The sequence below is a fragment of the Oharaeibacter diazotrophicus genome, assembly GCF_004362745.1.
GTDB lineage: Bacteria > Pseudomonadota > Alphaproteobacteria > Rhizobiales > Pleomorphomonadaceae > Oharaeibacter > Oharaeibacter diazotrophicus.
This window is the reverse complement of sequence record NZ_SNXY01000009.1, coordinates 545,338-559,047: the sequence shown is the minus strand read 5'-3', so window position 1 is coordinate 559,047 and position 13,710 is coordinate 545,338. Positions and strand designations below refer to the sequence as shown.

Sequence of the window (13,710 nt, the reverse complement as noted above, 5' to 3'; positions counted from 1 at the left end):
TTTGGATCGCTGTCAATTGCTGTAACGTGAGTTACAAGCCGGGCGCCGAGGCCGGCGCGGCGGACGGAGAAGGCCGATGAACGCGGCGGGGAACGGGGATCTCACCATCGGCGAGCGCATCCGCGAGGAGATGCACCGCTTCACGCCGACCGAGCGCAAGGCGGCCCACGTGCTGCTCGCCAACTACCCGGTCGCCGGCCTCGAGACGGTGGCCGAGTTCGCCCGCCGGGCGGCGGTCAGCGCGCCGACGGTGCTGCGCTTCGTCGGCCGGCTCGGCTTCTCGAGCTATCCCGACTTCCAGCGGGCCCTGCGCGACGAACTCGACAAGCAGAGCCAGTCGCCGTTGATGAAGGCCCGCTTCGCCGCGCCGGAGGCGGCGGTCGGCGGCTCCTACGAATTGTTCGCCGGGGCGTTGGCGCAGAATCTCGCCGAGACCTTCCGCCACCTGCCGGTCGCCGAGTTCGAGGCGGTGGTCGACGCGCTCGCCGACCGCAAGCGCAGCGTCACCACGGTCGGCGGCCGCTTCACCGATTCCCTCGCCCGCCACCTCGCCGTCCACCTCAAGGTGGTCCGTGCCGGCGTCACCCACCTCGACGGCCAGATCGCCAACTGGCGCGACCATCTGGTCGACCTCGGACCGAAGGACCTCCTGGTGCTGTTCGACATCCGCCGATACCAGGACGACCTGCTGGTTTTCGCCGAGGCGGCGGCACGGCGCGGCGTGACGGTGATCCTGTTCACCGACCAGTGGCTGTCGCCGGTGACGCGGCACGCCCGCCACATCGTCTCGGCGCGGGTCGCGGTGCCTTCGCGCTGGGATTCGCTCACCGCCATGCTCGGCCTCGTCGAGGCGCTGCTCGCCGCCGTCACCGAGAAGACCTGGGAGGAGGCGAGCCGGCGCATCGCCGCCATCGACGCCATCGCCGGCCGCGCCAAGGCGGCGCCGTGACGTCACCGCCCGATCGCCTCACCCTGGTCCTCGGCGGCGCCCGCTCCGGCAAGAGCCGACAGGGCGAGGCGCTGGTGCGCGCTGCCGGCCCGGCCCCGTGGACCTACGTCGCCACCGCCGAGGCCTTCGACGCGGAGATGGCCGAGCGCATCGCCCGCCACCGCGAGGACCGCGGCGCCGGCTGGGTCACGATCGAGGCGCCGCACGACCTCGTCGGCGCGCTGCGGACCGCCGATGCGGCCGGGCGGCCGGTGCTGGTCGACTGCCTCACCCTCTGGCTCACCAACCGCATGCTCGCCGACGCCGACCTCGCCGCCGAGGGCGACGCGCTGGTCGCGGCGCTCGCCGGGCTGGCGGTGCCGGTGGTGGCGGTCTCGAACGAGGTCGGCCTCGGCATCGTGCCGGACAACGCGCTCGCCCGCGCCTTCCGCGACGCCCAGGGTCGACTCAACCAGGCGGTGGCGGCGCGGGCCGACCGGGTGCTGTTCATGGCGGCCGGGCTCGCGCTGCGCATGAAGTAGGCGAGGGCGCCTCGGCGCATCCGGATCCGCCATTGCGAACGCCCATCGAACGGGCAGACGTCGAAACTTTGGACAGGCGTTGCCCGGTTCTTCGCGTTGCCGTTCGGCCGTCCCGCCCCATAGCCTCTTGGGGATCGTGAACGGAGGCGGTGCCGTGGTGATGAAGCGCGTGGCGGTCCTGGCGGCGGCGATGGCCGTCGCGGTTCCGGCTCTGGCCGAGGACGCGGAGTTCAAGCCCGAGACGGTCGGGCTGAAGGAGACGATCGACCCCGGTCCGAACGTCTTCGTCTATCAGCAGGAATGGAAGGGTGCCGGCTCGATCGCCGTCTACGGCAAGGACGATCTCGCCTTCAAGGGCCTGATGACGTCCGGCAGCATGGGCACCATGCTGCTCGCGCCGGGCGGCAAGACCGCCTACACCCAGTCCACCTACATGAAGCGCATCACCTGGGGCGACATCGAGCAGGTGCTCCAGGTCTTCGACGTGGCGACGCTGACGCCCGTCAAGGAGATCGCGCTGCCGCCGAAGGCGGCGATGACGCTCGGCTACGCGCCGATGCTGCAGCAGAGCGCCGACGGCAAGTACGTCTACGTCCAGAACGCCACGCCCGCCGCCTCGGTGACCGTGGTCGACCCGGTCGCCGGCACGGTGCTCCAGGAGATCCCGACCCCCGGCTGCTGGGGCGTCTATCCCACCGGCGAGGGCTACGCCTTCTCGATGCTGTGCGGCGACGGCTCGGTGAGCCGTTTCGCGCTCGGCGCCGACGGCAAGACCGCCGAGAAGACCGGCTCCGAGAAGGTGTTCGACCCGGATGCCGACGCGCTGTTCGTCAGCGGCGTCAAGGTGTCCGACGGCTGGCTGTTCCCGTCCTTCGGCGGCAACCTCTACCATGTCGCCGACGGCGCCGCGGTGCCGAAGCTCGTCGAGAAGTTCCCGGTCGCCGAGGGCGTCGAGGGCGGCTGGGCCCCCGGCAGCTACGGCCTCGCGGCGCTCGACGCCAAGAACGGCGTGCTGTTCCTGTCGATGCACCCGGAGGCGAAGGAGGGCAGCCACAAGGACCTCGCCAAGGAGGTCTGGGCGATCGACCTCGCGACCAGGAAGGTGCTGAGCCGCTCGCCGGTCGAGGAACTCGCCACCATCGCGGTCGACGGCGCCGACGCCTCGGTGCTGGTCGGCCTCACCGAGGACTACCGGGTGATCCGCTACACCGTCGATCCCAAGGCCGGCTACGCGCTGACCAAGACGGTCGAGAACAAGACCACCGGCTTCTCCATGCTCGCCACGGTGACGCCGTGACGACCGAGCCCTGGTTCGCCCTGGTCGCGGCCACCGCGGTGGCCATGACCGCGCTGGTGTTCGCGCGGGCGGCCCTGCACAAGCTGTGGGACTTCACGTCCTTCACCGGCTTCGTCGCCGACTACGGCCTCTTGGCCGAACCGCTGGTGAAGCCGGTGTCGGCGGCGCTCGTCGCCGCCGAGCTGGCGGTGGTCGCCTCGACGCTGGTGCCGTCGGCGCACGGGGTCGCGGCCGGTCTCGCCTTGGTCCTGTTCGCGGTCTACGCCGGTGCCATGGCGGCGGCGATGCGGGCGGGGCGCGACCGGGTCGAGTGCGGCTGCGGCGGCGCTCCGCAGCCGCTGTCGTGGACGCTGGTCGCCCGCAACGGCGCGCTCGCCGCGGTGGCGGCGCTCGGGCTGTTCTCGGCGCCGGCGGCCCTCGACGCGGCCGAGGCCGCGGCGGTGCTCGCCTGCGGCTTCGCGCTCTGGGTCGCCTTCCTGCTCGCCGACCAGATCCTCGCCAACGCGGCCTTCATCCGCCTCAGGCCCTGACACCGGCCGCGGACCGGCTCCACCGGCCCGTGGCGCGTCCCCGAGTTTTCCCGAGGGTTCCTCGACATGACCGTGTTGGTGTTCGTGATCGCCGTTCTCTGGCTGGTGGTGATCGGCCTGATCGTGGCGCTGTTCGCCCTGGCCCGCCAGGTCGGCGTGCTGTTCGAGCGCATCTCGCCGATGGGCGCGCTCGTCAACGACTCCGGTCCGCGCGTCGGCGAGGCGACCCCGCTGTTCCAGCTGAAGAGCCTGACCGGCGGCGAGGTCTCGATCGGGCCGCGCGCCGGACGCTCGACGCTGGTGTTCTTCCTGTCGCCCACCTGCCCGGTCTGCAAGAAGCTGCTGCCGGTGCTGCGCTCGGTGCGCGAGGCCGAGAAGGGTTGGCTCGACGTCGTGCTCGCCAGCGACGGCGAGGCCGACAAGCACCGCCGCTTCGTCGAGACCGCGGACCTCTCGTCCTTCCCCTACGTGCTCTCGACCGAGCTCGGCCTCGCCTACCGCGTCGCCCGGCTGCCCTTCGCCGTGGTCATCGACCACACCGGCGTCGTGCGCGCCAAGGGCCTCGTCAACAGCCGCGAGCAACTCGACAGCCTGTTCAACGCCATCGATATGGGCGTCGATTCCATCCAGACCTACATCGACGGCCGCGCCGCCGTCCGTCCCGCGACCCTCGAAGGAGTGTGAAGCCCGTGTTCAATCTCTTCGAAAGCATCGTCGAACGGATCGACCGCCTCGCCGAACGCTCGATGCGCCGCGTCGCCCAGAACGCCGGCCGCCGCAGCTTCCTCGCCAAGGCCGGTGCCGTGATGCTCGGTGGCGCGCTCGCCCCGATGCTGCCGTTCGACCGCACCTTCGGTCAGGCCGCCGCGGCCGTGACCGACGGCGACGCGACGTCCTGCGAATACTGGCGCTACTGCGCCCTCGACGGCAACCTCTGCAGCGCCTGCGGCGGCACGCTGACCCAGTGCCCGCCGGGCTCGTCGGTGTCGAAGGTGTCGTGGGTCGGCACCTGCCGCAACCCGTCCGACGGCAAGGACTACCTCGTCTCCTACAACGACTGCTGCGGCAAGGCCGAGTGCGACACCGCGCCGTTCTGCCTGAAGTCGGAGGGCGAGCGCCCGGGCTACCGCATGGGCCTGCACAACGACATCAACTGGTGCATGGCCAACGCCTCCAAGGGCTACCACTGCACCGTCGCGGTGCTCGTGGGCCTCGCCGAATGACGGGCGCGGTCCGTTCGGTCCTGGCGGGTGCCGCGCTGGCGGCGCTCGTCGCGCCGGCCCTCGCCGCCGACGGCAAGGCGGTGTTCGAGACGGTCTGCGTTGCCTGCCACCAGGAGGGCGGCGTCGGCGCCCCGGGCCTCGCGCCGCCGCTGGTCGACCCGGAGCTGTGGTCGCGGCTCGGCGACAAGGCCGGCGCCTATGTCACGGGCGTGCTGGTCGCGGGTCTCTCCGGCAAGATCGAGGCGGTCGGCCAGACCTACGTCGGCGTCGCCATGCCCTCGCAGGAGGCGCTCTCCGACGAGGAACTGGTCGCGGTGGCGACCTACGTCCTCCACGACCTCAACCACCTCGACGTCGCGATCCCGGCGCCGCCGCGCGCCGACCCGCCGTCGCACAAGGCGCTGAGGGCCATGCGCAAGGGAGACGCGCCGTGAGGGCGGGCGGGCTCCTGGTCGCCGCGGCGCTCGCCGCGGTCGCGGTTCCGGCCGTGGCCGGGGAGCGGCTGCCGCGTACCAACTACATCCTGCGCTGCAGCGGCTGCCACGGCATGGACGGCGCCGGCAGCGACATCGGCGGCATCCCGGACTTCCGCGGCTACGTCGGCGGCTTCGCCCGCCATGACGAGGGCCGCACCTACGTCATGCACGTGCCCGGCGTCGTCAACGCCAGCCTGACCGACAGCGAGATCGCCGGCGTCGTCAACTACGTCATGACCACCTACGGTGCCGACAGCCTGCCGGCCGCGTTCGTGCCCTTCACCGCCGAGGAGGTGACGCGGCGCCGGGCGCTGACGGTGATGGACGTGGTCGGTCTGCGCCGCGGCGTCGCCGCCCGCCTCTATGCCGAGGGCGTGCCAACCGCCGGCTATCCCTGGCCCTGACACCGGACGTCCGCCGCATCCGCCGCGCGAAGGGCTGGAACCCGCGCGGCGGTCCGCTCGTTGTTCCCGCATCCCGATCGACGCCGAGATGGCTCTCGGTCGGCCCCGCAGCCAACGGAGGGACAACGTCATGCTCGGCTGGGCTCTCACCTTTCTCGTCATCGCGCTCATCGCGGCCGCTCTCGGCTTCGGCGGCATCGCCGGCACGGCGATCGGCATCGCCAAGCTGATCTTCTTCGTCGCCATCATCCTGTTCGTGGTGTCGCTGATCTACGGCCTCGTGGCCGGTCGCCGCCCGCCCGCGCTCTGATCCCCCTCGGGGGATCCGAAGTCGCAACGCCATCTTCGCGCCGGCGCCCGGGTCTCCGGGCGCCGGCGTCGTCGTGTCGGGGGAGATGCCGTGGAGGTCGCGTCAGGGATCGGGCGGCAGCAGGATCTCGATCAGCCCCGGCGTGCGCCGGACCGTCGTGGCGAGCTGACCGGCGTAGGCACGGGCGAGCCGCTCGGACAGCGGCCGCGCCGACGGCTCCACCGGGAGCGTGGTGCGGATCTCGACCAGGATGGGATTCGCCGGTCCACCGGCCGCCGCGTCGGCGCGGGCGAGCCGGATCACGATGCTCTCGTCCTCGACGCCGGGACGGTCGAACAGCGGCACCAGGATCTCGGTCATCAGCAGCGCGAAGGGGATGGCGCGGTCGAGATGGGCGGTCAGCCGGGTGTCGAGGCCGTCGAGCAGCACCGCCCGCGAGGACAGCCGCGCGCTCTCACGCAGCCGTTCGACGAGGTCGGACAGGAGATCGGACAGCGGCACCGAGCCGGTCTCGCCGTCGGCATAGGAGGCGCGGTAGGCGCTCGCCAGCGCCTGGACCCGATCGTGCGCCTCGCGGATGGCCGCCTCGACCGACGGATCGGCCTCGCGCCTTTGCAGCGTCAACAGGCTGGCGATCATCTGGAAATTGTTCTTCACCCGGTGGTGCAGTTCGCGGACGAAGTGGTTCTTCTCGGCGAGCGCCTTCTCGAGCTCGCCCGAGCGCGCCTCGACGCGCGCGGCCATTTCGTCGAAGCTGCGGCCGACCGCGCGGATCTCCTCCGGCGCGGTCGGCACCGGACCGACGCGGGCGGCGAGGTCGCCGTCGCCGTAGCGGCGCGCCACGCGTCCGAAGCGGCGCAGCCAGCGCGCGACGAGGCGGTCGACGCCGAGCCAGGCGATGCCGACCGCGGCCACCAGGAACAGCAGCGGCATCCCGGCGGCGAGCGCGATCCGGGCGACGGTGCCGATCTCGACCCCGCCGGCCCGGCTGGTCACCGCGACGTGGAGCGAGGTCGCGCCGACCCGGGCGACCGCGACGTAGCTGCCGCCGGTGACGTCGGTGCGCACCACGGGCACGCCGTCCTGCCGCGCGGTCGCGACGGCGGCCACTACCGCCGAGATCGCCGCGGTGTCGACGGCGCCGGAGGGATCGGCGATGACACCGCCCGAACGGGTCAGGATGAAGACGTGGGCGTCGTCGAGCCCGGCGACCGAGGCGGCGGCCCGCTGCCAGATCGGCCCAAGGCCGACGTGCGCGACGGCGAGGCTGCCGGCCTCGCCGGACGGCGCCCGGGCGAGGCGGATCGCGGGCCGGCCGCCGGCACCCCCGAGGTCGAGCACGGCGTCGGTGCGCGCCTCGACCACCGGGGTGCCGCCCCCCATGGCGGCGACGATGCCCTCGGGACCGTGTGCGAGCGCGCAGACGCGGCGCCCGCCGGCGACGACGTCGACGTCGGTCACGGTCTCGACGAGGCGGAGCAGGCGGCGGCCGGCGGCGTCGCAGCGCACGGGATCGCCGGCGAGGCCGGGGTCCGTGAGCAGGAGGTCGATGGCGCGGCCGGGTCCCTCGACCATGGTCTCGACCACGCCGGCTACGACCCGCGCCGTCTCGAAGCGCGCGCGCATCTCCGCCCGGCGGGCGGAGTCGCCGGCGCTCCAGGCGTAGACCGCGGTCAGGATCGCCAGCGGCGCCACCGCCGCCACCAGCATCAACCCGATGCGTCCACCCAAGGGAAGGCTGAACTCACGGAACACGCGCGCCCTCTGTCCCCGGCCGATGGCCTGCCTCGCGCGGCCCGGTCACGTCCCCGACCGGGTCGACACCACGTCCCCGACGATGGCCTGGGTCGCATCGTCCGGCCCGAAGGCCTCGGCCGAGCTGATCGACATCAGCTCGGCGAGGCGGTTGCGGGCGCGGTTGACACGGCTCTTCACCGTACCGACGGCGCATCCGCAGATCTCGGCGGCCTCCTCGTAGGAGAAGCCCGATGCGCCGATCAGGATCAGCGCCTCGCGCTGGTCCGGCGGCAGCTTGCCGAGCGCCTCGCGGAAGTCCGCGAGGTCCATGTGGCCGTTCTGGGCGGGGTGCGTGGCGAGGCGGGCGGCGTGCTCGCCCTCGACGTCCTGCACCTCGCGGCGGCGTTTGCGATGGTTGGAATAGAAGGTGTTGCGCAGGATGGTGAAGAGCCACGCCCGCATGTTGGTGCCGGGCGTGAAGCTGCCGAGGTTCGACCACGCCTTGACCAGCGTCTCCTGGACGAGGTCGTCGGCGCGGTCGGAATCCGCGGTCAGCGACACCGCGAAGGCGCGCAAGGGGGGAATCGCCGCGAGCAGCTCGTCGCGCAGCGCCGGCCGCTCCTCCGTCCGGTCCGTCCTGCGTTCCGTCATCGCGGAGCGTCCGTGTCGGCGCCGTCGGAGGCGCGGGCGGCATTCGCGTCCGGCTCCGAATCCGGGCGGCCACCGTCGGTTGGCACCGCCGATCCGTTGCCGTTGCGGGCAACGGGGGCCTCCGCGGGGCCGTCGAGGCGCTGCAGCAGTTCGGCGAACCGGTCCGGGATCGGCTCCGACAGGACGCTGTCGTAGAGGGCCTTGAGGCGGACGCCGATGTGGGCCTGCAGATCCGAGGACAGGCGGGCGTCGGTCTCGCCCCTCGAAGTGCCGTCGGCGGGCGAGCGGTTCGGCTCTTTCTTCGATCTCGACAAAATGGATGGTCCTTCGGCCCTGATCCGGCGCGTCGCGGCCCGTGTCGCGACGATCCCGCGCCCGGCGCCGTCCGCCCGCCGCCGCGGTCATCGTCGTGCGTTCGAGGGCATCAACGTGCTTCGACGTCTTCGGTTCCATGGTCTCGCACCCGCGCGGACGATTTCGCGCGCCCGCGCCGCACCTGCGGTAGCGGCTCAGTTTATCCGCCGATCTGTCGATGGAAAGCGGATCCTGCGGCCCCTATCCTCTCTTTCGGATGAACCGGATCGTCCGAACGGCGTATCGGGCATGGAACGATGTCGATGCTGCCGCGTTGATGATCCGGCACCGCGCCCGCGGAGCGGGGTGCAGGCACGCGGCGGGACCGTCGGGCCGAGAGAGTTCGAACACCGTGCCGAGGAGCCGACGAGGGAATGCCTCTTTCCGAGACGATCGCGCCGCACCTGCCCTATCTGCGCCGATACGCGCGGGCGCTCAACGGCAACCAGGGTAGCGGCGACGCCTACGTGATCGCCGTGCTGGAGGCGCTGGTCGCGGCGCCCGACAGCTTCGACCGGTCGCTGCCGCCCCGCGTCGCGCTCTACCGGGTGTTCTCGGACATCTGGAATTCGCTGAGCGTCAACGGCGAGCACCCGCACGCCCAGCCGGGCACCGGGATCGGCGCCGTCGAGGCGCTGACGCCTCGCCCGCGGCAGGCCTTCCTGCTGACCACCGTCGAGGGTTTCACCACCACCGACGCGGCGACCGTGCTCGGGGTCGGCGAGGGCGAGATCGCCCGGCTGATCGACGAGGCCGGACGCGAGATCGCCAGCCAGGTCGCCACCGACGTCCTGATCATCGAGGACGAGCCGATCATCGCGATGGACCTCGAGATGCTCGTGGAGAGCCTCGGCCACACCGTGATCGGCAACGCCCGCACCCACGGCGAGGCGGTCAAGATGGCCGGCTCGAAGCGGCCGGGCCTGATTCTCGCCGACATCCAGCTCGCCGACGGCTCCTCCGGCCTCGACGCGGTCAACGAGATCCTGCCGAACCTCTCGGTGCCAGTGATCTTCATCACCGCCTATCCGGAGCGCCTGCTCACGGGCGAGCGGCCGGAGCCGGCCTTCCTGATCACCAAGCCGTTCCGTCAGGACATGGTGAAGGCTGTGGTCAGTCAGGCGCTGTTCTTCCGCGACGCCGCCATCGATCTCCGCCGCGCGTCGGTGGGCTGAGGTCCAGCGGCCGACGCTTTCGTTCCCGCGCGGCTGGAATCCGGCCGCGGACACACCATCTCGTGTGCCATGCCGGATCCCGTCCTCCTCGCAGAAGCCGCCTCGCCGTCGCCCCGCGACGGTGCCGGGCGAGTCGCCGTGGTGATCAACGCCAAGGCCGGCACGGCCCGCACCGCGGACCGTGCCGGCCTGTCCGCCCGCATCGCCGAGCGGGTCGGGGCGATCGGCACCGCCGCCTCCGTCGAGTTCGTCGAGCCGCGGGCGTGGCGGCGGCGGATCGAGGCGCTCGCGCGCGATCCCGCGGTCGACACGGTGGTGGTCGGCGGCGGCGACGGGTCGGTGTCGACGGCCGGCACCGTGCTCGCCGGCAGCGGCAAGGCGATGGGCGTGATCCCGCTCGGCACCTTCAACCTGTTCGCACGCTCGCTGCGGATCCCCGTCGGCATGGACGCCGCGGTCGATTCGATCCCCGGCTGGCGCGCCGCCGCGGTCGACGTCGGCGAGATGACCGACGGGCAGGGCCGCTCCCACCTCTTCCTCCACCACGTCAGCTTCGGCTTCCACCCGCGCTTCATCGAGACGCGCGACGCCGTCCCCTACGCCTCGCGGCTCGGCAAGATGCTGGCGTCGCTGCGGGTCTGGGGCCGGACGATGAAGTCGCTGCACCGGATGTCGATGACCGTGCGCGGCGACGTCGAGCGCCCGCGCCGGCGCTACTATCAGGCCGCCGTCACGGTCGGCTCGTTCCGGGAGGGCTTCGGCGACTTCCCCCACGCCGAGGACCTCACCAAGGGCGACCTCGACCTCGTGCTCTTGCCGGCGCGCGGGCGGGCGGACTTCGTCGTCGCCCTGTTCCTGGCGGCGATCGGGCGCTGGCGCTCGAACTCCCGGCTCGAGGTCGCGGCGATCCGCGACGTCGAGCTCGCAACCCGGCGGCCGACGGTGAAGGCCTCGATCGACGGCGAGCTCGAGCGCTGCGCCTCGCCGTTCCGCTTCAAGGTGCGCCCGAAGGCGCTGATCGTGCTCATGCCGCCGCGCCCGCCGGCGGACTGATCGGGTTGCGCCGGGCCGTCGCGTCGCGCTAGAGCGCTTTCCGACCTGATGGAATCGTCAGGTCGATGGGAAATCGCTCCACGTTCAGAAGCTGGAGCATTCTCTCGTCGGCCAAGTCGTGCAACTTGGTCGGAGAATGCTCCGGTCGTCGGGCGGACGGAGAGCGCTTCGAGGGGCGGCGATGCTGATCGGGATCGACTGGGGCGGCACCAAGATGGAGGTGATCGCCATCGCCGAGGACGGCCGCGAGCTGGTCCGCCACCGGGTGCCGACCCCGCGCGAGGACTACGACGGCTCGATCCGCGCGGTGCAGGGCCTCGTCGCCCACGCCGAGGCCGCGACCGGCCGCACCGGTACCGTCGGCATCGGCCTGCCCGGCAGCCCCAACCCGCGCACCGGCATCATCCGCAACGCCAATTCCTGGTGGCTGAACGGCCGCGCCCTCGGCGCCGACCTGGAAGCCGCGCTCGGCCGGCCGATTCGGCTCGCCAACGACGGCAACTGCCTCGCCGTCTCCGAGGCCGTCGACGGTGCCGGCGCCGGGCGGCACGTGGTGCACGCGATCATCCTCGGCACCGGCCACGGCTCCGGCATCGCCATCGACGGCCGTCCGCACGACGGCTTCCAGGGCCTCGGCGGCGAGATCGGGCATTACACGCTGCCCTGGCCGAAGGAGGGCGAGGTGCCCGGCCCGAAATGCTGGTGCGGCCGGCACGGCTGCCTCGACATGATGTGCTCGGGCACCGGCTTCGAACTCGACTACGAGCGCGCCACCGGCACTCGGCTCTCCGGCCGCGAGATCGTGGCGCTGAAGCGGGCCGGCGATCCGGCGGCGGTCGCGAGCTACGGACGCTACGTCGACCGGGTCGCGCGCTCGCTGGCGCTCCTGATCGACATCCTCGACCCCGACATCCTGGTGCTCGGCGGCGGCATGTCCAACGTCGACGAACTCTACGTCGACCTGCCGCCGGCGGTGGCGCCCTACGTCTTCGCCGACGAGGTGGCGACCCCGATCGTCAAGGCGGTCCACGGCGACAGCTCGGGCGTGCGCGGCGCCGCCTGGCTGTGGAAGAGCTGAGCGGCGCGGGCCGCTTCCGCCTCCTCGGCGCCGACGGCCGGCCGGTGCGCTCCGCCGTGCCGGGCACCCTCGGCGGCCACCGCGGCAGCCGGATCTACGGCCGGCTCGACTGCCCGTCGGCGCTGCGCGCGATCGCGTCGGGCCGCGGCACCTACGAGGCGAAACGGGTGTTCTTCGCCGACGCGGACACGGCCGCGGCGGCGGGCTTCCGCCCCTGCGCGCGCTGCCTGACGGACGCCTACCGCGCCTGGAGGGCCGCGCGCGGCGCGGCCTCCGGCGGGGCGGGCGTCACGGCCGGATGACGCCCTTGCGCAGGATCAGGTTGCCGTAGAGCCGCCGCTCGGTGGTGGCGACGATGGCGTAGGCGGCGCGGACGCGCTCGTAGAAGGCGTCGCCGTGCAGAGGGTGGACGCCTTGGCCGGGCTCGTGGCGCTCGACCACCGCCTCGAAGTCGTCGAACACCGGTTCGCGGCGGTCGGGGGCGCCGCGGATGCCGGGCCGGAACGCGGCCTCCGGGACGAAGTCGTCGAGCGGCATCACCGAGAGGATGGCGTCGGCGACGGCGACGGCGTCGTGGCCGTCCATGCGCACCAGCCGGCGGGCGTGGGCGTCGGCGGGATAGTTGCCGTCGACGATGGCGATCTCGTCGCCGTGGCCCATGGCGCGCAGCGTCATCAGAAGGTCCGGGCCGAGGCGCGGATCGATGCCCTTCAGCATCAGGCGGTCTCCTTGAAGAGGACTTCGCGGTCCATCGCGAAGTTGGCGAAGAAGGGGAGGGAGGCGCCGCCGATCTCGCGGGCGGCGGCGCCGATGGTGCCGGGCAGCACGTCGACCGGCGACAGGCCCTGGCGGTCGTGCAGGCCGATCGCCGCGATCACGCCCTCGACGAGGCGGGCGCGGACGGCGGCCGGGAAGGCGCCGTCGATCACCGCGGCGGGGAAGTCGATCACCGCGGTCGCCGCCGTGATGGCGTAGGCGAGGGCGTCGGCGGCCTGGAGGATCCAGTCGTCGACCTCGGCGGAGGCCTCGTCCCAGGCGTCCGGGGCGGTCCACAGCCAGCCGGCCTCCTTGCCGGCCGTGATCAGCCGCTCCTCGAGGCGGTAGAGCGAGGCGGCGCGGATCAACTGCTGGACGCCGTAGGGTGTCGGCACCGGCATCGAGCCGATCGCGCCGGCGTTGCCGCGGCTGCCCGGATGGAGCGCGCCGTTCAGCACCACGCCGCCGCCGACGAAGGAGCCGACGAAGAAGTAGAGCCAGTCGCGCCGGTCCGGGTGGCCGCCGAACACCAGTTCGGCGGCGCAGGCCGCGGTGGCGTCGTTGCAGAAGTGGACCGGCCACGGCACCACCGCGGCGATCTCGGCGCGGATGTCGGTGGTGCGCCAGACGTCGAGCGCACCCGCCGGCGCGCCGACCTCGTAGGTCCAGTTCCACAGCTGGTAGGGCGAGGCGATGCCGAGGCCGACGATGCGGGCGCGCTCGGCCTCGCCGAGGTCGGCGGTGAAGGCGGCGACACCCTCCTCGACGAAGGCGAGCAGGCGCGCCGGCTCGTGATAGGCGTAGGTGGTGCGGCGGTGCCGGCGCGCCTTGCCGAGGAAGTCGATCAGCACCAGGTCGGCGCTGCGCCGGCCGATCTTGAGGCCGAAGGAATAGGCGCCGTCCGGGTTGAGCGCGAAGGGGACGGAGGGTTGGCCGACCCGGCCGCGCTGCGGCTGGCCCTTGGCGACGAGCCCGTCGGCCTCGAGCTGCTTGACGATCACCGAGACGGTCTGCGCCGACAGGCCGGTGAGCCGCGCGAGGTCGGCTTTCGGCAGCGCGCCCTCGCGCCGGATCAGCGACAGCACGAGGCGCTCGTTGTAGAGGCGCACGCCGGTCTGATTGGTGCCGCGGTCGAGATCGACGGCGCGCAGACGGCCGTCGCTCGGCTCTCCGCTCATCGACATCCGCTTGTCCTC

The 13,710-nt window shown here is 72.5% G+C and carries 18 protein-coding genes; 13 read left to right on the top strand and 5 right to left on the bottom strand.

Translation table 11 applies throughout. The features are described 5' to 3' along the window. Positions 1 to 76 precede the first annotated feature (76 nt). The 9 genes from EDD54_RS17645 to EDD54_RS17605 all read left to right on the top strand — a co-directional run bounded on the left by EDD54_RS17645 (position 77) and on the right by EDD54_RS17605 (position 5,710). Positions 77 to 949, top strand: coding sequence for a MurR/RpiR family transcriptional regulator (locus tag EDD54_RS17645; RefSeq protein ID WP_126538656.1), 873 nt, complete (start codon positions 77 to 79; stop codon positions 947 to 949). Continuing rightward, on the top strand, positions 946 to 1,470 hold the full coding sequence (cobU, locus tag EDD54_RS17640; RefSeq protein ID WP_126538654.1) for a bifunctional adenosylcobinamide kinase/adenosylcobinamide-phosphate guanylyltransferase: 525 nt from the start codon (positions 946 to 948) through the stop codon (positions 1,468 to 1,470). The genes EDD54_RS17645 and cobU overlap by 4 nt, the downstream gene beginning before the upstream one ends. Before the next feature lie 160 nt (positions 1,471 to 1,630). After that, a complete protein-coding gene (locus EDD54_RS17635; RefSeq protein WP_245515814.1) occupies positions 1,631 to 2,767 on the top strand; it encodes an amine dehydrogenase large subunit in 1,137 nt (378 codons plus the stop codon). Then, entirely contained in the window at positions 2,764 to 3,297 is a 534-nt protein-coding gene (locus EDD54_RS17630) for a MauE/DoxX family redox-associated membrane protein (RefSeq protein ID WP_126538650.1), read from the top strand. Before EDD54_RS17635 ends, EDD54_RS17630 begins: the two co-directional genes overlap by 4 nt. Before the next feature lie 66 nt (positions 3,298 to 3,363). After that, entirely contained in the window at positions 3,364 to 3,981 is a 618-nt protein-coding gene (mauD, locus tag EDD54_RS17625; protein ID WP_126538648.1) for a methylamine dehydrogenase accessory protein MauD, read from the top strand. 5 nt (positions 3,982 to 3,986) lie between these two features. Then, positions 3,987 to 4,520 (top strand): methylamine dehydrogenase light chain, encoded by a 534-nt coding sequence (locus EDD54_RS17620; protein ID WP_208112226.1) that lies wholly within the window; start codon positions 3,987 to 3,989, stop codon positions 4,518 to 4,520. Then, positions 4,517 to 4,954: a c-type cytochrome gene (locus tag EDD54_RS17615; RefSeq protein WP_126538647.1), complete on the top strand. Its 438-nt coding sequence runs from the start codon at positions 4,517 to 4,519 to the stop codon at positions 4,952 to 4,954. The genes EDD54_RS17620 and EDD54_RS17615 overlap by 4 nt, the downstream gene beginning before the upstream one ends. Next, entirely contained in the window at positions 4,951 to 5,400 is a 450-nt protein-coding gene (locus EDD54_RS17610) for a c-type cytochrome (RefSeq protein ID WP_126538645.1), read from the top strand. Before EDD54_RS17615 ends, EDD54_RS17610 begins: the two co-directional genes overlap by 4 nt. Before the next feature lie 130 nt (positions 5,401 to 5,530). Beyond that, positions 5,531 to 5,710 (top strand): DUF1328 domain-containing protein, encoded by a 180-nt coding sequence (locus EDD54_RS17605; RefSeq protein ID WP_126538643.1) that lies wholly within the window; start codon positions 5,531 to 5,533, stop codon positions 5,708 to 5,710. 102 nt (positions 5,711 to 5,812) lie between these two features. Here the strand turns inward: EDD54_RS17605 and EDD54_RS17600 are convergent, their stop codons facing one another. Genes EDD54_RS17600 through EDD54_RS17590 form a run of 3 tightly spaced genes read right to left on the bottom strand, consistent with a single transcriptional unit; the run spans position 5,813 to position 8,412 of the window. Continuing rightward, on the bottom strand, positions 5,813 to 7,465 hold the full coding sequence (locus tag EDD54_RS17600; RefSeq protein WP_126538641.1) for a sensor histidine kinase: 1,653 nt from the start codon (positions 7,463 to 7,465) through the stop codon (positions 5,813 to 5,815). 45 nt (positions 7,466 to 7,510) lie between these two features. Then, positions 7,511 to 8,098 (bottom strand): sigma-70 family RNA polymerase sigma factor, encoded by a 588-nt coding sequence (locus EDD54_RS17595; RefSeq protein ID WP_126538639.1) that lies wholly within the window; start codon positions 8,096 to 8,098, stop codon positions 7,511 to 7,513. Further along, positions 8,095 to 8,412 carry a NepR family anti-sigma factor gene (locus EDD54_RS17590; protein ID WP_126538637.1) on the bottom strand — a complete coding sequence of 106 codons (318 nt, stop codon included), beginning with the start codon at positions 8,410 to 8,412 and terminating at the stop codon, positions 8,095 to 8,097. The genes EDD54_RS17595 and EDD54_RS17590 overlap by 4 nt, the downstream gene beginning before the upstream one ends. 414 nt (positions 8,413 to 8,826) lie before the next feature. On the opposite strand from EDD54_RS17590, the gene EDD54_RS17585 reads away from it, so the two are divergent. The 4 genes from EDD54_RS17585 (at position 8,827) to EDD54_RS17570 (ending at position 12,060) form a co-directional block, all read left to right on the top strand. Next, positions 8,827 to 9,627 carry a response regulator gene (locus EDD54_RS17585; RefSeq protein WP_126538635.1) on the top strand — a complete coding sequence of 267 codons (801 nt, stop codon included), beginning with the start codon at positions 8,827 to 8,829 and terminating at the stop codon, positions 9,625 to 9,627. Positions 9,628 to 9,696: 69 nt separating this feature from the next. Continuing rightward, complete coding sequence (locus EDD54_RS17580; RefSeq protein WP_126538633.1) at positions 9,697 to 10,680, top strand: diacylglycerol/lipid kinase family protein; 984 nt, start codon at positions 9,697 to 9,699, stop codon at positions 10,678 to 10,680. 181 nt (positions 10,681 to 10,861) lie between these two features. Beyond that, on the top strand, positions 10,862 to 11,758 hold the full coding sequence (locus EDD54_RS17575) for an ROK family protein (RefSeq protein ID WP_126538631.1): 897 nt from the start codon (positions 10,862 to 10,864) through the stop codon (positions 11,756 to 11,758). Next, the gene (locus EDD54_RS17570) at positions 11,746 to 12,060 is read left to right on the top strand and encodes an Ada metal-binding domain-containing protein (protein WP_245515804.1); all 315 of its coding nucleotides are present in this window, start codon (positions 11,746 to 11,748) and stop codon (positions 12,058 to 12,060) included. Before EDD54_RS17575 ends, EDD54_RS17570 begins: the two co-directional genes overlap by 13 nt. Here EDD54_RS17570 and EDD54_RS17565 read toward each other — a convergent pair. Together EDD54_RS17565 and EDD54_RS17560 are read right to left on the bottom strand one after the other, a co-directional pair. Beyond that, positions 12,047 to 12,475 (bottom strand): RbsD/FucU family protein, encoded by a 429-nt coding sequence (locus EDD54_RS17565; protein ID WP_126538629.1) that lies wholly within the window; start codon positions 12,473 to 12,475, stop codon positions 12,047 to 12,049. The genes EDD54_RS17570 and EDD54_RS17565 overlap by 14 nt on opposite strands. After that, entirely contained in the window at positions 12,475 to 13,698 is a 1,224-nt protein-coding gene (locus EDD54_RS17560) for an ROK family transcriptional regulator (RefSeq protein WP_126538628.1), read from the bottom strand. The genes EDD54_RS17565 and EDD54_RS17560 overlap by 1 nt, the downstream gene beginning before the upstream one ends. Positions 13,699 to 13,710 lie beyond the last annotated feature (12 nt).

Excerpts from the sequence above, each read along its gene's own strand:
- EDD54_RS17645 (WP_126538656.1), top strand. The coding sequence starts at position 77 with ATGAACGCGGCGGGGAACGGGGATCTCACCATCGGCGAGCGCATCCGC.
- EDD54_RS17635 (WP_245515814.1), top strand. The coding sequence starts at position 1,631 with ATGAAGCGCGTGGCGGTCCTGGCGGCGGCGATGGCCGTCGCGGTTCCG.
- mauD (WP_126538648.1), top strand. The coding sequence starts at position 3,364 with ATGACCGTGTTGGTGTTCGTGATCGCCGTTCTCTGGCTGGTGGTGATC.
- EDD54_RS17615 (WP_126538647.1), top strand. The coding sequence starts at position 4,517 with ATGACGGGCGCGGTCCGTTCGGTCCTGGCGGGTGCCGCGCTGGCGGCG.
- EDD54_RS17605 (WP_126538643.1), top strand. The coding sequence starts at position 5,531 with ATGCTCGGCTGGGCTCTCACCTTTCTCGTCATCGCGCTCATCGCGGCC.
- EDD54_RS17595 (WP_126538639.1), bottom strand. The coding sequence starts at position 8,098 with ATGACGGAACGCAGGACGGACCGGACGGAGGAGCGGCCGGCGCTGCGC.
- EDD54_RS17585 (WP_126538635.1), top strand. The coding sequence starts at position 8,827 with ATGCCTCTTTCCGAGACGATCGCGCCGCACCTGCCCTATCTGCGCCGA.
- EDD54_RS17580 (WP_126538633.1), top strand. The coding sequence starts at position 9,697 with ATGCCGGATCCCGTCCTCCTCGCAGAAGCCGCCTCGCCGTCGCCCCGC.
- EDD54_RS17575 (WP_126538631.1), top strand. The coding sequence starts at position 10,862 with ATGCTGATCGGGATCGACTGGGGCGGCACCAAGATGGAGGTGATCGCC.
- EDD54_RS17565 (WP_126538629.1), bottom strand. The coding sequence starts at position 12,475 with ATGCTGAAGGGCATCGATCCGCGCCTCGGCCCGGACCTTCTGATGACG.
- EDD54_RS17560 (WP_126538628.1), bottom strand. The coding sequence starts at position 13,698 with ATGTCGATGAGCGGAGAGCCGAGCGACGGCCGTCTGCGCGCCGTCGAT.